We start from the raw sequence: 15,569 nt of genomic DNA on the forward strand, positions 1-15,569 counted from the left end.
ACGGCGGCATTTCAGGCGGCAGGTGCGCGTCTCACAGCCCCTCACATCGGCGGCGTCAGGCCGTCGCGGCCGACGCTGACGCGGTTGGTCTCGAACGAGCCGTCGGGCAATTGCTTCATGAAGGCGATGACCTTGGCGCCGGGCTTCAGCTCGGATTTGTCGCCGGGCACGAAGGTCACGACCGGCGTGTCGTCGGCGACGAACACCTTCTTCTCGCCGTCCTTGTACTTGACCAGCAGCGTGTGACCGTCATTGCCGACGACGCTCTCCGCGACGGTCGCATTGGTCATGCTGGAGTTGGGCTTGAGGTCCCAAGGTCGCGAGCCTTCGCCGGTGCCGCGCATGCTTTCCGGAAACACGTGCACCTCGACGGCGTTCTGGCTGCCGTCCGGTCCCGGCACGGTGGTGGCGCCGATGAACGAGCCCGGCTTGATGTCGGCGAGTGAAATCTTCGTGACGCCCGACACGTTCACGTCGGAGGCGAGGCGAAGCTTGAGCTCTTCACCGCTGCGCGACTTGACCTGCATGGTGTCGCCATTGACGCTTTCGATGGTGCCGCGCACGCGCGTCGGCACCGGCGCTCTCTGGGCGAAGGCGCAGTAGGTCGAGACGACCACCATCGCGACGGCGATCAGGGGGCGTGTGAAAGTTGCACGTTGAACAGGCATGACGGTCTCCGATTGTCCCACGACGTAGAACTCCAGAGATGGTGTGCTATTCGCCGCGCCCCTCTCAAGTCTTCGTGAGATCGGCTTCGACCAATGCGCGCAGCTCGGCGGTGACCTCGGGCCGCCGCCCGAACCACAGCTCGAAGCCGCGCACCGCCTGATGCAGCAGCATGCCGAGCCCATCGGCGGTCTTCAGGCCGCGCGCCGTCGCCGCGGCGAGCAGCGGCGTCACCAGGGGAACGTAGACGAGGTCGGCGACGACGGCATCTTGCGGCAGGCGCGCGAGGTCGACGTCGAGTGAAGGCTGGCCATGCATGCCGAGCGAGGTCGTGTTCACGAGAAGCTTTGCGCGCGGCAGCACGTCGCCGATCGCGTCCCACGGCAGCGGATGCACGTTCGATCCGAACTGTTGTGCCAGGGTCTCGGCCCGCGCCATGGTGCGATTGGCGACATGTACGCAGCTGATGCCGCGCTCCAGCAGGCCGAACACGACCGCGCGCGAGGAGCCGCCGGCGCCCAGCACCAGCGCTTCCTCGGCCATGTCCCAGCCGGGCGCGCTGGCGTCGAGATTGTTGATGAAGCCTTCGACATCGGTGTTGGTGGAGCGCAGCTCGCCGTCGGCAAACCACAGCGTGTTGGCGGCGCCGACCGCCCTGGCGCGCGCGTCGGGCGTTGACAGCGCCAGCACGGCTTCCTTGTGCGGGATGGTGACGTTGGCGCCGACGAAGCCGCGCAGCGACAGCCGCAGCACGAAATCGCGCAAATCCTCGGGCGGCACCGCCTCGATGACATAGCCGCCCTCGATGCCGAGCGTGCGCAGCCAGTGATGGTGGATCAGCGGCGAGCGCGAATGCGCGGCCGGCCATCCGATCAGACAGGCTGCAGGGGGCTTGGGCGCGGTCATCTTTCCCTCGGGTCGTTTCCGAGGCGATCCATTTCGCGTCGCGCCCGCTCTGTCAAGCGCGCGCGGTCAGCTCGCAGCGGTCTCGTCGGCGGCCCGGCCCTTGATGTCGGCGATGGCGCGCTCGAGGCTCGTGCGATAGCGCGCGCGCGGCGGCGTGACGCCATGGGTGAGCAGCGCGCGGCGGACCGCGGGCGAGGCCCCGGTGATGAACAGCCTGATGCCCTGGCGGTGCGCCTTGGCGGCGACGCGGCCGATCACGTTGGCCGCGGTCGAATCCAGGAATGGCACCGCGGCGAAATCGACCACGAAGGCCTTGCGCCGGTCGGCAATGCCGTCGAGCACGCCGCCGATCGCCGAGGCCGCGCCGAAGAAGAACGCGCCGGTGATGCGATAGACCAGCACGTCGCGGTCGACCGCAAGCGCGGGATCGTAACGCACGCGGTCGCCGTTGCCGTCGTCGGGGCGATCATCCGCAACCAGTGGCGTCCGCTCCTCGATGTCCGTCATCTCCGCCATGCGATGGATGAACAGCACCGCGCCCAGCGCGAAGCCGACCAGGATGCCCTCGGTGAGATCGCGGAAGATCGTGAGCAGGAAGGTCGCGAGCAGCACCACGGCATCGCCCCATGACGAGCGCAGCAGAGTTGCGAATTCATGCTTCTCCGCCATGGTCCAGGCCACCACGACCAGCACCGCGGCGAGCGCGGCCAGAGGGATGTAGCTTGCAAGCGGCGCCGCGACCAGCATGAACAGCAGCAGGAACACCGAATGCAGCATGCCCGCGAGCGGCCCGCGCGCGCCGGCGCGGATGTTGGTCGCGGTGCGTGCGATCAGCCCGGTGACGCAGATGCCGCCGAACAGCGCCGAGCCGATATTGGCCGCGCCTTGCGCCACCAGCTCGCAATTGGAGCGATGACGGCGGCCGGTCATGCCGTCGGCCACCACCGCCGACAGCAGCGATTCGATCGCCGCCAGCAGCGCGAACGCGATCGCATCCGGCAGCACCGCCCTTGCCTTTTCCAGTGAGAACGCGGGCAGCGCCGGCGATGGCAATTCGCGCGGGATGCCGCCGAAGCGCGAGCCGATGGTCTCGACCGGCAACGACAGCACCGCGCTGGCGACGGCTGCAAACACGACCGCGATCAGGATCCCGGGCCAGGACGGCCGCCAGCGGCGCAAGGCGGCGATAATGCCGATGCTGACGAGGGCGACCGCGACGGCGGACGGATTGATCGTGTTGAGGCCGCCGGCGAGCGCGACGAGCTTGGGCACGAACTCGCTGGGCTCCTTGCCCACGAGCGTGATGCCGGAGAGATCGCGGAGCTGGCTGGCAAAGATGATGACGGCGATGCCGGCGGTGAAGCCGACGGTGACGGGATAGGGAATGAACTTGATGTAGGTGCCGACCCTGAGCAGCCCTGCGCCGATCAGGAACAGGCCCGCCATCATGGTGGCGAGGATGACTCCGTCGACGCCATGCCGCTCCGCAGTCGCCGCGACCAGAACGATGAATGCACCGGCAGGGCCGCCGATCTGGAACCGGCTGCCGCCGAGCAAGGAGGCGATGAAGCCGCCGGCAACGGCGGTGTAGAGGCCGCGGTCCGGCGTCACGCCCGAGGCGATCGCGATCGCCATCGACAGCGGCAGCGCGACGATCGCGACCGTGAGGCCGGCGAAGACGTCGGCGCGGAAATCCGCAAGGCCGTAGCCTTCGCGAAAGACGGTGACGAGCTTCGGCAGATACAGTTCGGCAAAGGTCGGCTGACGCAACTGGTGCAGCCGTCCTGCCTGATCGCTCGTGATGCTCATGTCAGCAAGGTGCTCCGCTGGCCCCACAATGCTCCGAAGCATCGTGCGTCCCGAGGTGCGACGATGCGCTAGCCCATCTTGATCCCGGGCATGATCAACGCGCGATCATGCTCCGACACGGCGCGGCGGCCCCGGCTCCTTCAAGCGAACGCCACGTCCGCCGCTGTCGCTGCGGGCCTGCTCGCCGATCAGCTCGACGCCGGCCCGGTCGAACGCCTCGACCACCTTGATCAAGGTCTCGACCACGCCACGAACATTGCCGGTGGAGGCCTCCATCCGCTGGATGGTCGGCAGCGACACGCCGGCGAGCTCGGCCAGGGTTTTCTGGTCGATGCCGAGCAACGCGCGGGCTGCCCGCATCTGGAACGAGGTGATCACCTTGGCCTCACTTACGAGCAGTTATAAGTGACATCTGGAACATATACAATGATGTAAAATACGTCAACTGCACGCATGTGCAAGGGGGGAGGCCTCGTCATCTCCTCCCTCATTGCGAGCCACCGGTCGTGGAGGGATCCTGGATTGCTTCGCTTCGCTCGCAATGACGCGTGGGGAGAGCGCGGCCTCCGTGAAACGCCGCACGTGTAGATACAGCCCCTCACCCCTCCCTCTCCCGTAAGAACGGGGAGAGGGAGCGAGAGAGCGGTGCCTTCCTAACCGGTCACGCCGCGTGCTGATGTGCGGCGATGATCTGGTCGGCGGCGCGGCCGGTGACTTCGGCCATGTGGTCGAACTGGCGCGTGAAGCTGCCGGCGCCGGCGGTGGCAGAGCGCAGCTCCACGATCAGCTCGCCGATCTCCGCTTCCGGCATCATGGCGCGGACACAGTCCCAGCCGGTCCAGCCCTCACGGGTGTCAAAGCCGAGAATCTGGCCGCGCCGCGCCGACAGGATCGCGTTGATCTTGGCGGTGGCGTCGGTCGGGCAGACGATCTCGACCATGTGGATCGGCTCCAGCAGCACCGGCTGGCATTGCGGCAGGCCTTCGTTGAGCCCGACCCGCGCGGCCGTGCGGAAGGCGAGATCGGAGCTATCGACGCTGTGATAGGAGCCGTCGGTCAGCGTCACCTGCACGTCGGTGACGGGGAAGCCGAGCGGACCGCGCGCCAATCCATCGACGACGCCCTCCTCCACCGCCGGGATGTAGTTGCGCGGCACCGCGCCGCCCACCACCTTCTCGGCGAACTTGAAGCCGTCGCCGCGCGGCAGCGGCGTGATGTCGAGCACGACATCGCCGAACTGGCCGTGGCCGCCGGACTGCTTCTTGTGACGGCCGCGCTGGGTGATCGGCTTGCGGATGGTCTCCTGATAGCCGATCGCAGGCGGATGCGAGGTGATCTTGACGCCGAAGCGGTCGCGCAAGCGCTCGCTGGCGACGCGCAGATGCATCTCGCCCTGGCCCCACAGCACAGTGTCGTGAGTCTTGGCGTTCTGCACGATCATGAGCGAGGGATCCTCCTCATGCAGGCGCGTCAGCGCCTGGCCGAGCTTGACGTCGTCCTTGCGGTCGGTGGCCGCGACCGAGATCGCGAGCACCGGCGGCGTCGGCTCGATCGTGATCAATGCCGCGGGCGCCGTCTTGCCGCTCGAAACCGTGTCACCGGTCTTGACCGGATCGAGCTTGGCGAGGGCCACGGTCTCGCCGGCTTCGGCCGAGGCGCGCTTGGTGTCGTAGGCGCCGTTGACGGCGAGGATGCCGGAGATGCGCCCGGCACCGCCGGATGAGGATTGCAGCGTGGCGCCGTCGTCGAGATGGCCGGCGAGCAGCCGCGTCAGCGACAACTTTCCGCCGTGCTGCGAATGCAGCGTCTTGAAGACATAGCCGAGCGCGTCCTTAGCCTCGGGTACGCCAAGACGTTTTGCGGTCTCCGCAACGCCGGGCGCCTCGTGACGCAACGCCTTCATCAGGCGCAACACGCCGTTTTCGCGCACGGCGGCGCCCAGCAGCACCGGGCAAATCAGCCCTTCCCGCAATTCGCGGGCGAGATCGTCGAAGACGGCATCGCGCGGCGGCTGGATGTCCTCGAGCAGCTGCTCCATCAGCGCATCATCGTGATCGGCGAGCTTCTCCAGCATCGAGAAGCGGGCTTCCTTCTCGCGATCGAGATCGCCGCCTTCGAGCGCGATCACCTCGGAGGCCTTGTGCTCGCGATAGATGAAGGCGCGCTCCAGCGCGAGATCGACGAAGCCCTCGATCAGCTCGCCCTTCCAGATCGGGATCTGGCGCAACACCAGCGGCACGCGCGAGGCGGGCTGCAGCATCGCCAGCGTCTCACGGATGCGCTGGCTGGCGCGGTCGATCTTGTTGAGGAATAGGAAACGCGGAATCTTCAGCTCTTCCAGCTCGCGCAGGATGATCTGAAGCTGCGGCAGCTTCTTCTCGTCGGCCTCGCAGACCACGATTGCGGCGTCGACCGCCGGCAACGCGGCGCGCATGTCGTGGGCAAACTCGACGGAACCGGGACAATCGAGGAAGGTGTAGCTGTCGCCCATGAAACTCGTGGTGGCGGCAGTGAGGCCGACGGTCATTTTGTGATGACGGGCCTCGGGCGTGGCGTCGCCGACGGACGTTCCGGCATCGACGCTGCCGGCGCGCGGGATTGCACCCGTTCGCGCCAATATTGCTTCCAGAAGTGTGGTTTTACCGCTTTGGAAAGGGCCCACCAGCGCGATGCACCGTGGACCTCGGGGACTTCTGACGTCTTGTCCCATTTCGCCGCCTCCTTGGTGTGGAGCTCGGCCCGTGATTGGGTCGGCAAACGCCGATGCTCTGCCCCTCCCCGAGATTTGGCAAGCATCAAACGTCGCTGCGGTGCGTCGTCAGCAAAATCGCGCCGCTTCGCGCGGCGCGATCACACGCAGAAGTGTCAACGGCCCGGACGGAGTTCCAGGCTCTCGAGGCCGGCGGCGATGTTGAGGCCGACCTGGCCCTGCACGCTCAGCGGCTGCAGCGCGATCGAATTGTTGGAGCCGCCGACCAGCACGTTGCCCCCCAAGCCGACACCGACGGAGGCGCTGCCCTGCGCGCCGACGTAATTGCCGGAGAGGTCGCCGGGGCCGAGCCGGTCGACCGGCGCGAACACGCCCCAGGCCAAAGCCGTCTCCTGGGTGATGCCGATGTCGAGGCCCACTTTACGGATGGTCGCGACGTAGCGGTCGTCGGGCAAGCCGTCGGCGCGCAGCACGCAGCCGAGATGAGTCACCGACCCCACGAGGAAGCCGACGCTGGCGCCGCCGCGGCATTCGAGCACGCCGACCCGCGCCATCCGCTGCTGCGCGCCGGTGTTCACGACGGACGCGATGAGGCTGGCAGCGGTGAGTCCGCCGAAGAGGAACGAACGGCGCATGAATGTCTCCGGCGATGATGTGATGCGAGCAGAGAGAGCGCCCCACCCGTGTTGCGGGTCTATGCCACAAGAGCCGCGGCCGTGCCAGCTCGCGCGCGTTTAGAATCGAACTTGCGGAGAGACCCCTCACCCCACCCTCTCCCCGTAAGAACGGGGCGAGGGAGTGAGAGAGCCGTGCGTCCCTCACAATGCAACGTCGCCGGCCTTGCTTAACCTCTCCCCGCTCTTCCGCGGGGAGAGGTCGGATCACATCGCAGATGTGATCCGGGTGAGGGGCCGGGCACAACGCCGACCAGAAACAAAAAGTCCATCCGACTCCTCTTATCGAAAAACAACAAAAAAGGCCCGCCGAAGCGGGCCTTTCCGATTCTTGTCGCGACCGTCTTACCGCAGATTGCCGCAGAAGCGCTGGATGCGCTTGCAGGCGTCTTCGAGGTCCGAGGTCTTGGTCGCGTAGGATATGCGGAACGCCGGTCCAAGGCCGAAGGCCGACCCCTGCACCACGGCGACGCCTTCGGTCTCCAGGAGCTCGGTGACGAAGTCCTCGTCATTGGCGATCACCTTGCCCGACGGCGCGGTCTTGCCGATCGTGCCGGCGCACGATGGATAGACGTAGAACGCGCCTTCGGGACGCGGGCACTCGATTCCCTTGGCCTGATTGAGCATGGAGACGACGAGGTCGCGCCGCTCCTTGAACACCTTGTTGTTGGCGGGGATGAAGTCCTGCGGACCGTTCAGCGCCTCGACCGCAGCCCATTGTGCGATCGACGACGGGTTCGAGGTCGACTGCGACTGGATCGTCGACATCGCCTTGATGAGCTGCGCGGGACCGCCGGCGTAGCCGATGCGCCAGCCGGTCATGCAATAGGCCTTCGAGACGCCGTTCACGGTGAGCGTGCGGTCGTAGAGTTTCGGCTCGACCTGCGCGACCGTGGTGAACTGGAAGTCGTCATAGACGAGATGCTCGTACATGTCGTCGGTCATCACCCAGACGTGGGGATGCTCCACCAGCACGTCGGTGAGCGCTTTCAGCTCCGAACGCGTGTAGGCGGCGCCGGTCGGGTTCGACGGCGAGCACAGGATGACCCATTTGGTCTTCGGCGTGATCGCGCGCTCGAGCGCCTCGGCCTGGAGCTTGAAGCCGGTCGCGGCGGTGCAGACCACCGGCACCGGCTCGCCGCCCGCGAGCGCGACCATCTCGGGATAGCTGACCCAATAGGGCGCGGGAATGATCACCTCGTCGCCCGGATTGATGGTCGCCATCAACGCGTTGTAGAGCACCTGCTTGCCGCCGGTGCCGACGATGATCTGGTTCGGCTTGTAGGCGACGCCGTTCTCGCGCTGAAATTTCGCGATGATGGCTTCCTTCAGCTCGGGGATGCCGTCGACCGCGGTGTACTTGGTCTTGCCGGCCTCGATGGCGCGGATCGCCGCCAGCTTGATGTTGGCGGGCGTGTCGAAGTCGGGCTCGCCGGCACCGAGGCCGATGACGTTGCGGCCCGCCGCTTTCAGCGCGCGTGCTTTATCCGTGACCGCGATGGTCGCGGACGGCTTCACACGGTCGAGCGCAGCGGCAAGGAAGGACATCATCATCTCCTGGCGAGCGTCGTGAAGCCCTTCGCCTCACGACTCCAATTGTGGGAATGAGCCACCCTAAAACGTGTGCCGCTGGGCCGCAAGAAACTTCGGCCCGATCCCGGAAAAGTTTACGAGTTGGAGCGCTGGGAGGCGCGGTTTCCCGCAATATTCCGTAACTTTTGCCTCCGGAATTGCTCATATCCGACAAGGCCTGTCCTCGGAGCAATTCTGGATGGTGCACGTCTCCAGGAAACCGCTCGTCGTCATGCCCGGGCTTGTCCCGGGCATCCACGTTCTTCGTGCGCCAAGTGAGACGTGGATGGCCCGGTCAAGCCCGGCCATGACGATGCGGAAACACTGGCGTCCTAATCTCGATCGTCTATGCGGTAGCCTACGTAGAGCGATGTGTCCGCAGATTGACGTACATGTGAACTGAACTGCATCGTCGCGAAATGATCTTCCTCTCCATTGCAGTGCGGTAGGGTTTTCGAGTTTTTCTATCGGCCGGCACTTGCGGCGGATTCGCATCGGCATCATTGTTTAGCCGCCTCGCGGGGCAACGGGCGCCGCGTCTTCTCGTCCTCGGATTTCGAACGCCAGAATGTACAAGCTCTATTCGATGCAACGCTCGGGCAACAGCTACAAGGTCCGCCTTGCGCTGGCGCTGCTCAACCTGCCTTACGAAGCGGTGGAGGTGGACATTCTGCGCGGCGAGAGCCGCACGCCGGATTTCCTGTCCAAGAACCCGTCGGGGCAGGTGCCGCTGCTCGAGGTCGGCGAGGACCGCTATCTCGCCGAGTCTAACGCCATCCTCTGGTACGTTGCCGTCGGCACGCCGCTCGCGCCGGAAAACCGCATCGACCGCGCCGAGGCGCTGCAATGGATGTTCTTCGAGCAGCACGCGCTCGAGCCGAACATCGGCGCGGCCTATTTCTGGCTGTCGCTGGTCAAGGGCGGCCGCGACCTGCAGACCCATTCGCTGGAGGACTGGATGGAGCGCGGCTATGGCGCGCTCCAGGTGATGGAGAATCACCTCAAGACCAATTCCTATTTCGCCGCGCGCCAGCTCACGGTCGCCGACATCGCGCTGTACGGCTACACCCACCTCGCCGACCGCTGCGACTTCGACCTCCAGGCCTTCCCGGCGATCCGGGACTGGCTCAAACGCGTCGAAGCCGCGCCCGGCTTCGTGACCATGGATTGGCGCCCGGCCGACATCGACGACCCCGCCAGCATCGCCGCGAGCGCCTGACGGCGCGTCCGCTCCGGCGAATAGCGGGCATAAGGGCCGCCTTTGCCGCAATCCCGCCACTTTCGGCGCGGTCGCCGCCGCAATGTTGCCGGTTGAAACTGGGAAATTCTGGAAAGTCGCGGGTGATTCGCTCGCGTGTTGAAGGATTTAGACCATGATGCGGGCGTCCGGCACAGCGGGGTTTCAGAGCCCATCCGCTACCGTCGCGTCTTCCCGGCTCACCCATGCGGTCGCGGCTTCGCTCGCCGTCGCCGCGCTTTCGCTGTGCCTGATCGTCACCCTGACGGTGTTGTCGACCAAGGCGACCATGGCGATGGGCCTGCCGGTCTGATTCCCGTTTCATCCTGGACCAGCCTTCAGGGCGCCGTGCGGCCCGCGCCGACCGGCATCGCGACAGGACGTCGATGAAATCACCTGTGGTAGTCGTTGCAATCACCCTGACTGCGGCCATCCTGGTCGCGGCCTCGCTGCTGATCATCGTCGGCACGCGCAAGGGCACGGGCACGTCGACGCTGCATGCGCCGACGCTGCAGCAGCGCGCGCACATGGTCTAAAGCGCGATGCGATTAGGATGAATCGTCATCGCGCTTTAGGTTATTGTTTGAGCATGATCTTTTCGGAAAACCGCTTCACACTGCTCCGGATCATGCTTTAAAATCATCCGAAAGCCTTACGCTTGCACGCAAGCGCGCCTTAAGCACGCCGCACGAAATCGCATCGCAGTCACGCAACAATCAGCCAGTGTTGCGGCCTTACCTCTTTCGGGAGGAGCGAGACAGGTCCATGCGGTTCGGATGGCGTGCGATCTCCGGTCCGGCGCTGACGGCAGCGACCCTGCTGCTGGCGATGCTGCTCGATCGCTTCGTCCCCGCGCCCTCGCCCGCCCCGCTGTTCGTCGCCGTCGTGGCTCTCGCCGGCGCGCTCGCAGGTCTCGCCTCCGCCGTGACGACCGCGATTGTCGCGGTGATCGGCGCGGCGCTGTTCTTCCTCAACCGCCACGGCGTCTCCGGCCATGGCGCCGCCGATCTGGCGCCGCTCGGCCTCCTGGCCGTCACCGTTTTCGGAACCGCCGGCATCACCGGGCTGATGCGCGAGCGGCTGCTCGGCAGTTTCGCGGCCGAGCGCCGCAGCCACGCCATTGCCGCGCGGCTGTCGGCCGCGCTCGACAAGGTCGATATCGGCATCGTGCTGCTCGATGCCGAGACCCGGGCCGAATTCATCAACCGCGCGTTCCGCGACTATTTTGCGGTGCCGGACGAGGTCGCCGAGGCGAAGCCACCCTTCATCGCGCTGATGTATCACGGCCGCGACACCGGCGCGTTCGCGCTGCCCGAGGACGAGCTCGGCACCTTCATCGCGCAGCGCATGGAGATGGTGCGGGTCGGCGATGCCACGCCGATCAACGTCGCGCTGCGCAACGGCGAGGTGCTGCGCTTCGTCTGCACCGCACTGCCGGACGGCGGGCGGATGCTGAGCTACACGCCCGTGACCGACCTCGTGCGCCACACCGATGCGCCGGCGCGCGCCGACTACTACCGCTCGCTGCGCGATCCGACCGGCCGCAAGCTGATCCAGTACTTGCGCGTTGCGGAGTGAGGCGAGTGTGCGATTGATCGGCAATACGATCATCACGTATGAAGGACATCCCTTCATCGCGCACCTCCGAGATCGCGGAAATTCACATGTCGCTCATCATTCGCGCCGTCACCAGGCAGGATTACGATCAATGGCTGCCGCTGTGGGACGGCTACAACGCCTTTTACGGCCGCTCCGGTCCGACCGCGCTCGCGCCCGAGATCACTGCGATGACGTGGCAGCGCTTCTTCGATGCTTATGAGCCGATGCATGCGCTGGTCGCCGAGGACAACGGCCGCCTGCTCGGGCTGACGCATTATCTGTTCCATCGCAGCACCACCGCGATCGAGCCGTCCTGCTATCTGCAGGACCTGTTCACCTCCGAGGCCGCGCGCGGCAAGGGCGTCGGCTCGGCGCTGATCCATGGCGTCTACGAACGGGCGAAGCTGGCGGGATCGCCGCGTGTCTACTGGCAGACGCACGAGACCAATCTCACGGCGCAGCGCCTGTACGACAAGGTCGCGGAGCGCTCCGGTTTCATCGTCTATCGCAAGATCTTCTGAGTCGTGCCGGGAGCCTGTGGATAACTCCACCTGTCACCCGCGCGTAACACAGCAAGGCTAGGCTGCCCCTGCGTCTGCTCAGGCCCCCCGTCACCGATCATGCGCCCCAGCGGTCCCCGTCAGTCGCCGCGTCTGACAGGGGCCGCATTTTTTTGCTGGCAGCGCTACTTGGCAGCGTTACTTGGCGCCGCGCCCCACGGTCTGCATCACCTCGAAACCTTCGAACTGGGGATGGCCGAGATAAAGCGGCTTGTTGTCGCCCGCTTTATGATGCGCCGCGCGAAATGCTTCCGACTTGGTCCAGGCCTCAAACGCCGCATAATTCGCCCACACGGTGTGCGAGGCGTACAGTGTGTGGTCCTCGGCTTCCGGCCCGCGCAGCAGGTGAAACTCGATGAAGCCAGGCACCTTGTCGAGATGGGTGTCGCGCGTGAGCCAGACCTGCTCGAAGGCAGCCTCGGAGCCCTTGGCGACGCGGAAGCGATTCATGGCGATGTACATGGGGTGGTGTCTCCTGTGGGCGCGATCGTCAGGATGCGGTGCTCTCTCGCTCCCTCTCCCCGTTCTTACGGGGAGAGGGTGGGGTGAGGGGCTGCCTCCGCGAGTTCGGTCTCGATTGTAGGCGATGTGCGCGATGCACGCACGGTCAATGTGGGAATCGGATGGACTCCCCTCTCGGGAATAGTGTTGCCTTGCCCCTCACCCGAATTGCTCAGGCGCACGCGCCTGAGCAATCCGACCTCTCCCCGCAGAAGGGCGGGGAGAGGTTAAGTCAGACCACAAGCCCCTTCATCGGCCTTGCGCTTGCGCTGTCGGGGAACACCGTCTCGGCCAGCGTGCGATCGGACAGGCCGAACTGATCTTGCAGCACGCCTTTGATCACCGAGCGCAGATCCGTGATCGGCTTGAGGTCGCGGCCCTCATACAGGTTCGCGAGCTTGAGGCCGGGCCAGTCCGCGATCACCCGGCCGCCTTGCACCGCGCCGCCGGCGAGCAAGGCGATCGTGCCGGTGCCGTGATCGGTGCCCTCGGTGCCGTTGATGCGCGCGGTGCGGCCGAACTCGGTGGCGACGACCACGACGGTGTCGCGCCAGCGATCCCTTAAGCCGCTTTCGAACTCGGCAAGCGCGCCGTCGAGACCGCCGAGCAGGAAGGCGAGACGCCCCACAGGGCCCCCTTCATTGGCATGCGTGTCCCAGCCGTCGAAGGCGAGCGCGGCGATGCGCGGGCCATCATCAGCCGCCATCAGCTTTGCGGCGCCGCGCGCGACCTGCCGCATCTGCGCGACCGCATTGCCGCGCGTCGCTTTCATGTCGTCGCCGCTCGCGACCTTGTCGAGCTGAAGGCCTTGCGACAGTGCCGAGGCCAAAGCGGGATCGCGGTGCCGATAGAGCTCGACGAGGCGCATCGCGGTGTCGTCGTCGGCCTGCGGCAGCGCGACCGGCGCCCAACCGACGGTCGGCGCATTGCCGCGCAGCACCAGCGGCGTGGTAGGACCGACCGCAAGCCCGCTCGACACGCGCTCGCCGCGCGGCAGCGCTTCCAGTGCGCGGTTGAGCCAGCCGGACTGCACGCGGCCGGGGCCGGCATAGCCGCTTTCGAGCACGTCCTGGCCGTCGAAATGCGAGCGGTCGCGATAGGGCGTCGCCACCGCGTGGATCACCGCCGCGTGCTTGTCGCGATACATGCGCGCAAACTCAGGCATCGCCGGATGCAGGGCGAAGAACGAGTCGAGCATGATTGCGGGATGGGCACCGTCGGCGCTGAGCGCGATCGATCCATGCAGGCCGGGATAATCGGGATCGCCCAGCGGCGCGACGGTCGAGAGCCCGTCCAGCGCCCCGCGCAGGATCACCACGATCAATCGCGGATCGCGCCCGTCGGCCGCGCGGGCGAATTTCGGCAGGTAGGCCCAGGCTGCAAAGGACGCGCCGCCGAGCAGGAGACCGCGGCGGGACGTGAGGAGCCGGTTCTCGACGCAGTCGGTCATCATCATCTCCTCTGCATTTCCGGCGACATCAGCAGCAGCGCCAGCGCCTGCTGCCGCGACTCCGCGCGCTCGATGGTCCGCCGCGTCTCGGCCGAGGCGGCATCGGCGGCGGCGAACTCCAGGAGGTCGAGCGGATCGATGTTGTTGCCAAGCCGCGCGCCGATCTGCGCCGCGATGTCGAGCCTGAGCTTGATGCCTTCCGGCGCGCCCCAGGCGGCATTGCTGTCGGGAAAGCCGTTGGGACCCGGCGGCGACCACAGCGGCTGGCCGAGCAGATTGAGGTTGTTGAGATAGGCCCCGGGATCCTCCGGCACGCGCGCCAGCAGCCGGCCGCTCGCAACGAGGAAATCGTATGGCGAGCGCAGCTTGGTGAGCGGCGCCTTCCATGCTTCCTCGGAATCAACCAGCGCCGTCGCCAGCGCCTTGAGATCGCCGTCGGTCCTGACGAAGACGTCGCGCAGGCGCGCAACGAGCGCCGGCGGCGGCTCGTCCGCAACGAAGTGACGGACGAATTTGGTGGCGATGAAACTCGCGGTCGAGGGATGCCGCGCGAGATCGGCGAGCGCAGCTTCGCCCTGTGCGAGGCCCGCCTGATCGTAGGTCTTGCCGAGCAGGACCTGCGGCCCGGGCTGATGCGCATTGGTGTTGAAGACGAAGGAGCCGGGAACTCCGAGCTGCCCTTGCCTGCCGGCAAAGGTCCAGCCGGTGATGATGCGCGCGAGCGAGGTGACGTCGCCTTGGGTGTAGCCGCCGCCGACGCCGAGCGTATGCAGCTCCAGGATCTCGCGCGCGAGATTTTCGTTCAGCCCGCGCTTGCGGTTTTGCCCGGCGCGCGAGTCAGGTCCAAGCGATTGCTGGTTGTCGAGGAAGAACAGCATCGCCGGGTGCTGCTCGACCGCCCTCAGCATGTCGGCGAAGCGCCCGAGCACGTGCGGCCGGATCGCCTCGCGCTCAAACGCGCCGGCCCAGATCCGCGCCAGCTCGCCCTTGCTGGCAGAGATGCAGAAATGATTGGACCAGAACGCGACGAGGCGCTCGGTGAAACCGCACTCGACGAGCGTGGCGCGCTGCAGCCGCGCCAGTGCCTCGGCGCGAAAGGTTTTCTGGATGACATTGAGCGGCTGCGGCGCTGGCTTGGCAGCAGGCGGCGCGGCGTTCGGCTGCATGGCCTCGGGCCGAACGGTGTTCTCGGCGGGCTTTGCATCGGCCATTTGGCCGGTGATCTCTGCCGCTGCATTCAGCGAGAGATTGCGGCGCAAGGGCGCGTTCTGATCGGCAGGCGGCGTCTCGGCGGGCGCAGCGGCCTTCGCCGCCTCACGCGCCTGCTTGACCTGGTCCTGATAGGCAAACACGGCCTGCCCGAGCTGCGGCGTCGATTGCAGAACCGGCGCTTCCAGCAGCACGCCATTGGCACGCGAAAGCTCCGCCTTCACGAAGCCGCGCGGGTCGGAGCTTGCGTTGACGAGATCGCCCGATGCACCGCCGCGGGCGCCGAAGCCGAAGCGGTTGAGCGCGACGAGGGCGGCTTGCGAATCGCGGGCCATCGATGATCTGTCCTTCGCGCGCTGCGAGATGCTTTCCTTTCGACGCGGTCGGCGCGTAAGATACTGCAGCGGCAGATGAACCCGCCATGAAAATGACGGCGAAGCTTCGACGTAAAACATGACAAATCCGAAAGAAATCCCGTCAGCGCCGGCACTTGCGCGCCGTCTCACCTGTTCCCGTTGCGGCAGCGAATTCGGCTGCGATCTCTCAGGGACTTGCTGGTGCGCGGAGGAGACGGCACGGCTGCCGATGCCGATCGAGGGGGAGGATTGCCTGTGCCGGGAATGCTTGCGGAAAGCGGCGACGCGTAGCCCGGACGGAGCGCAAGCGTAATCCGGGA

The 15,569-nt window shown here is 66.3% G+C and carries 16 protein-coding genes; 6 read left to right on the plus strand and 10 right to left on the minus strand.

The features are described from left to right. Positions 1-41: 41 nt before the first annotated feature. The 7 genes from I6F16_RS29215 to I6F16_RS29245 all read right to left on the minus strand — a co-directional run bounded on the left by I6F16_RS29215 (position 42) and on the right by I6F16_RS29245 (position 8,313). Complete coding sequence (locus I6F16_RS29215) at positions 42-668, minus strand: hypothetical protein (protein WP_036030974.1); 627 nt, start codon at positions 666-668, stop codon at positions 42-44. A gap of 64 nt (positions 669-732) precedes the next feature. Then, on the minus strand, positions 733-1,572 hold the full coding sequence (locus I6F16_RS29220; RefSeq protein ID WP_225114093.1) for a shikimate dehydrogenase: 840 nt from the start codon (positions 1,570-1,572) through the stop codon (positions 733-735). Positions 1,573-1,638: 66 nt separating this feature from the next. After that, entirely contained in the window at positions 1,639-3,381 is a 1,743-nt protein-coding gene (locus I6F16_RS29225) for a SulP family inorganic anion transporter (RefSeq protein WP_225174212.1), read from the minus strand. Between the two features lie 105 nt (positions 3,382-3,486). After that, complete coding sequence (locus I6F16_RS29230) at positions 3,487-3,759, minus strand: helix-turn-helix transcriptional regulator (RefSeq protein ID WP_008566993.1); 273 nt, start codon at positions 3,757-3,759, stop codon at positions 3,487-3,489. Positions 3,760-4,042: 283 nt separating this feature from the next. Beyond that, positions 4,043-6,091: an elongation factor G gene (locus tag I6F16_RS29235; protein WP_036009483.1), complete on the minus strand. Its 2,049-nt coding sequence runs from the start codon at positions 6,089-6,091 to the stop codon at positions 4,043-4,045. 155 nt (positions 6,092-6,246) lie between these two features. Next, positions 6,247-6,726, minus strand: a complete 480-nt coding sequence (locus I6F16_RS29240; RefSeq protein WP_225174213.1) for a DUF992 domain-containing protein — start codon at positions 6,724-6,726, stop codon at positions 6,247-6,249. Between the two features lie 384 nt (positions 6,727-7,110). Further along, on the minus strand, positions 7,111-8,313 hold the full coding sequence (locus tag I6F16_RS29245; RefSeq protein ID WP_225174214.1) for a pyridoxal phosphate-dependent aminotransferase: 1,203 nt from the start codon (positions 8,311-8,313) through the stop codon (positions 7,111-7,113). A 592-nt stretch (positions 8,314-8,905) separates the two neighbouring features. On the opposite strand from I6F16_RS29245, the gene I6F16_RS29250 reads away from it, so the two are divergent. The 5 genes from I6F16_RS29250 to I6F16_RS29270 all read left to right on the plus strand — a co-directional run bounded on the left by I6F16_RS29250 (position 8,906) and on the right by I6F16_RS29270 (position 11,694). Continuing rightward, complete coding sequence (locus I6F16_RS29250) at positions 8,906-9,556, plus strand: glutathione S-transferase family protein (RefSeq protein ID WP_025032208.1); 651 nt, start codon at positions 8,906-8,908, stop codon at positions 9,554-9,556. Positions 9,557-9,710: 154 nt separating this feature from the next. After that, positions 9,711-9,887 carry a hypothetical protein gene (locus I6F16_RS29255; protein ID WP_162832045.1) on the plus strand — a complete coding sequence of 59 codons (177 nt, stop codon included), beginning with the start codon at positions 9,711-9,713 and terminating at the stop codon, positions 9,885-9,887. A 73-nt stretch (positions 9,888-9,960) separates the two neighbouring features. Further along, complete coding sequence (locus tag I6F16_RS29260; protein ID WP_036009463.1) at positions 9,961-10,110, plus strand: hypothetical protein; 150 nt, start codon at positions 9,961-9,963, stop codon at positions 10,108-10,110. Positions 10,111-10,339: 229 nt separating this feature from the next. Continuing rightward, positions 10,340-11,152, plus strand: coding sequence for a PAS-domain containing protein (locus tag I6F16_RS29265; RefSeq protein ID WP_225174215.1), 813 nt, complete (start codon positions 10,340-10,342; stop codon positions 11,150-11,152). Positions 11,153-11,238: 86 nt separating this feature from the next. Beyond that, entirely contained in the window at positions 11,239-11,694 is a 456-nt protein-coding gene (locus I6F16_RS29270; RefSeq protein WP_036030968.1) for a GNAT family N-acetyltransferase, read from the plus strand. Positions 11,695-11,871: 177 nt separating this feature from the next. Here I6F16_RS29270 and I6F16_RS29275 read toward each other — a convergent pair whose 3' ends face one another. From I6F16_RS29275 to I6F16_RS29285, 3 genes are all read right to left on the minus strand, one after another. Continuing rightward, on the minus strand, positions 11,872-12,195 hold the full coding sequence (locus I6F16_RS29275) for an antibiotic biosynthesis monooxygenase (RefSeq protein ID WP_036030903.1): 324 nt from the start codon (positions 12,193-12,195) through the stop codon (positions 11,872-11,874). A 271-nt stretch (positions 12,196-12,466) separates the two neighbouring features. Beyond that, the gene (locus I6F16_RS29280; RefSeq protein WP_225174216.1) at positions 12,467-13,684 is read right to left on the minus strand and encodes a DUF1501 domain-containing protein; all 1,218 of its coding nucleotides are present in this window, start codon (positions 13,682-13,684) and stop codon (positions 12,467-12,469) included. Positions 13,685-13,686: 2 nt separating this feature from the next. Continuing rightward, positions 13,687-15,228 (minus strand): DUF1800 family protein, encoded by a 1,542-nt coding sequence (locus I6F16_RS29285; protein ID WP_225114099.1) that lies wholly within the window; start codon positions 15,226-15,228, stop codon positions 13,687-13,689. A 118-nt stretch (positions 15,229-15,346) separates the two neighbouring features. Here I6F16_RS29285 and I6F16_RS29290 point away from each other — a divergent pair, with 118 nt between their 5' ends. Further along, positions 15,347-15,562, plus strand: a complete 216-nt coding sequence (locus tag I6F16_RS29290; protein WP_109145300.1) for a cysteine-rich CWC family protein — start codon at positions 15,347-15,349, stop codon at positions 15,560-15,562. Positions 15,563-15,569 lie beyond the last annotated feature (7 nt).

The organism is Bradyrhizobium sp. IC4060, from assembly GCF_020193715.1.
Lineage (GTDB): Bacteria > Pseudomonadota > Alphaproteobacteria > Rhizobiales > Xanthobacteraceae > Bradyrhizobium > Bradyrhizobium yuanmingense.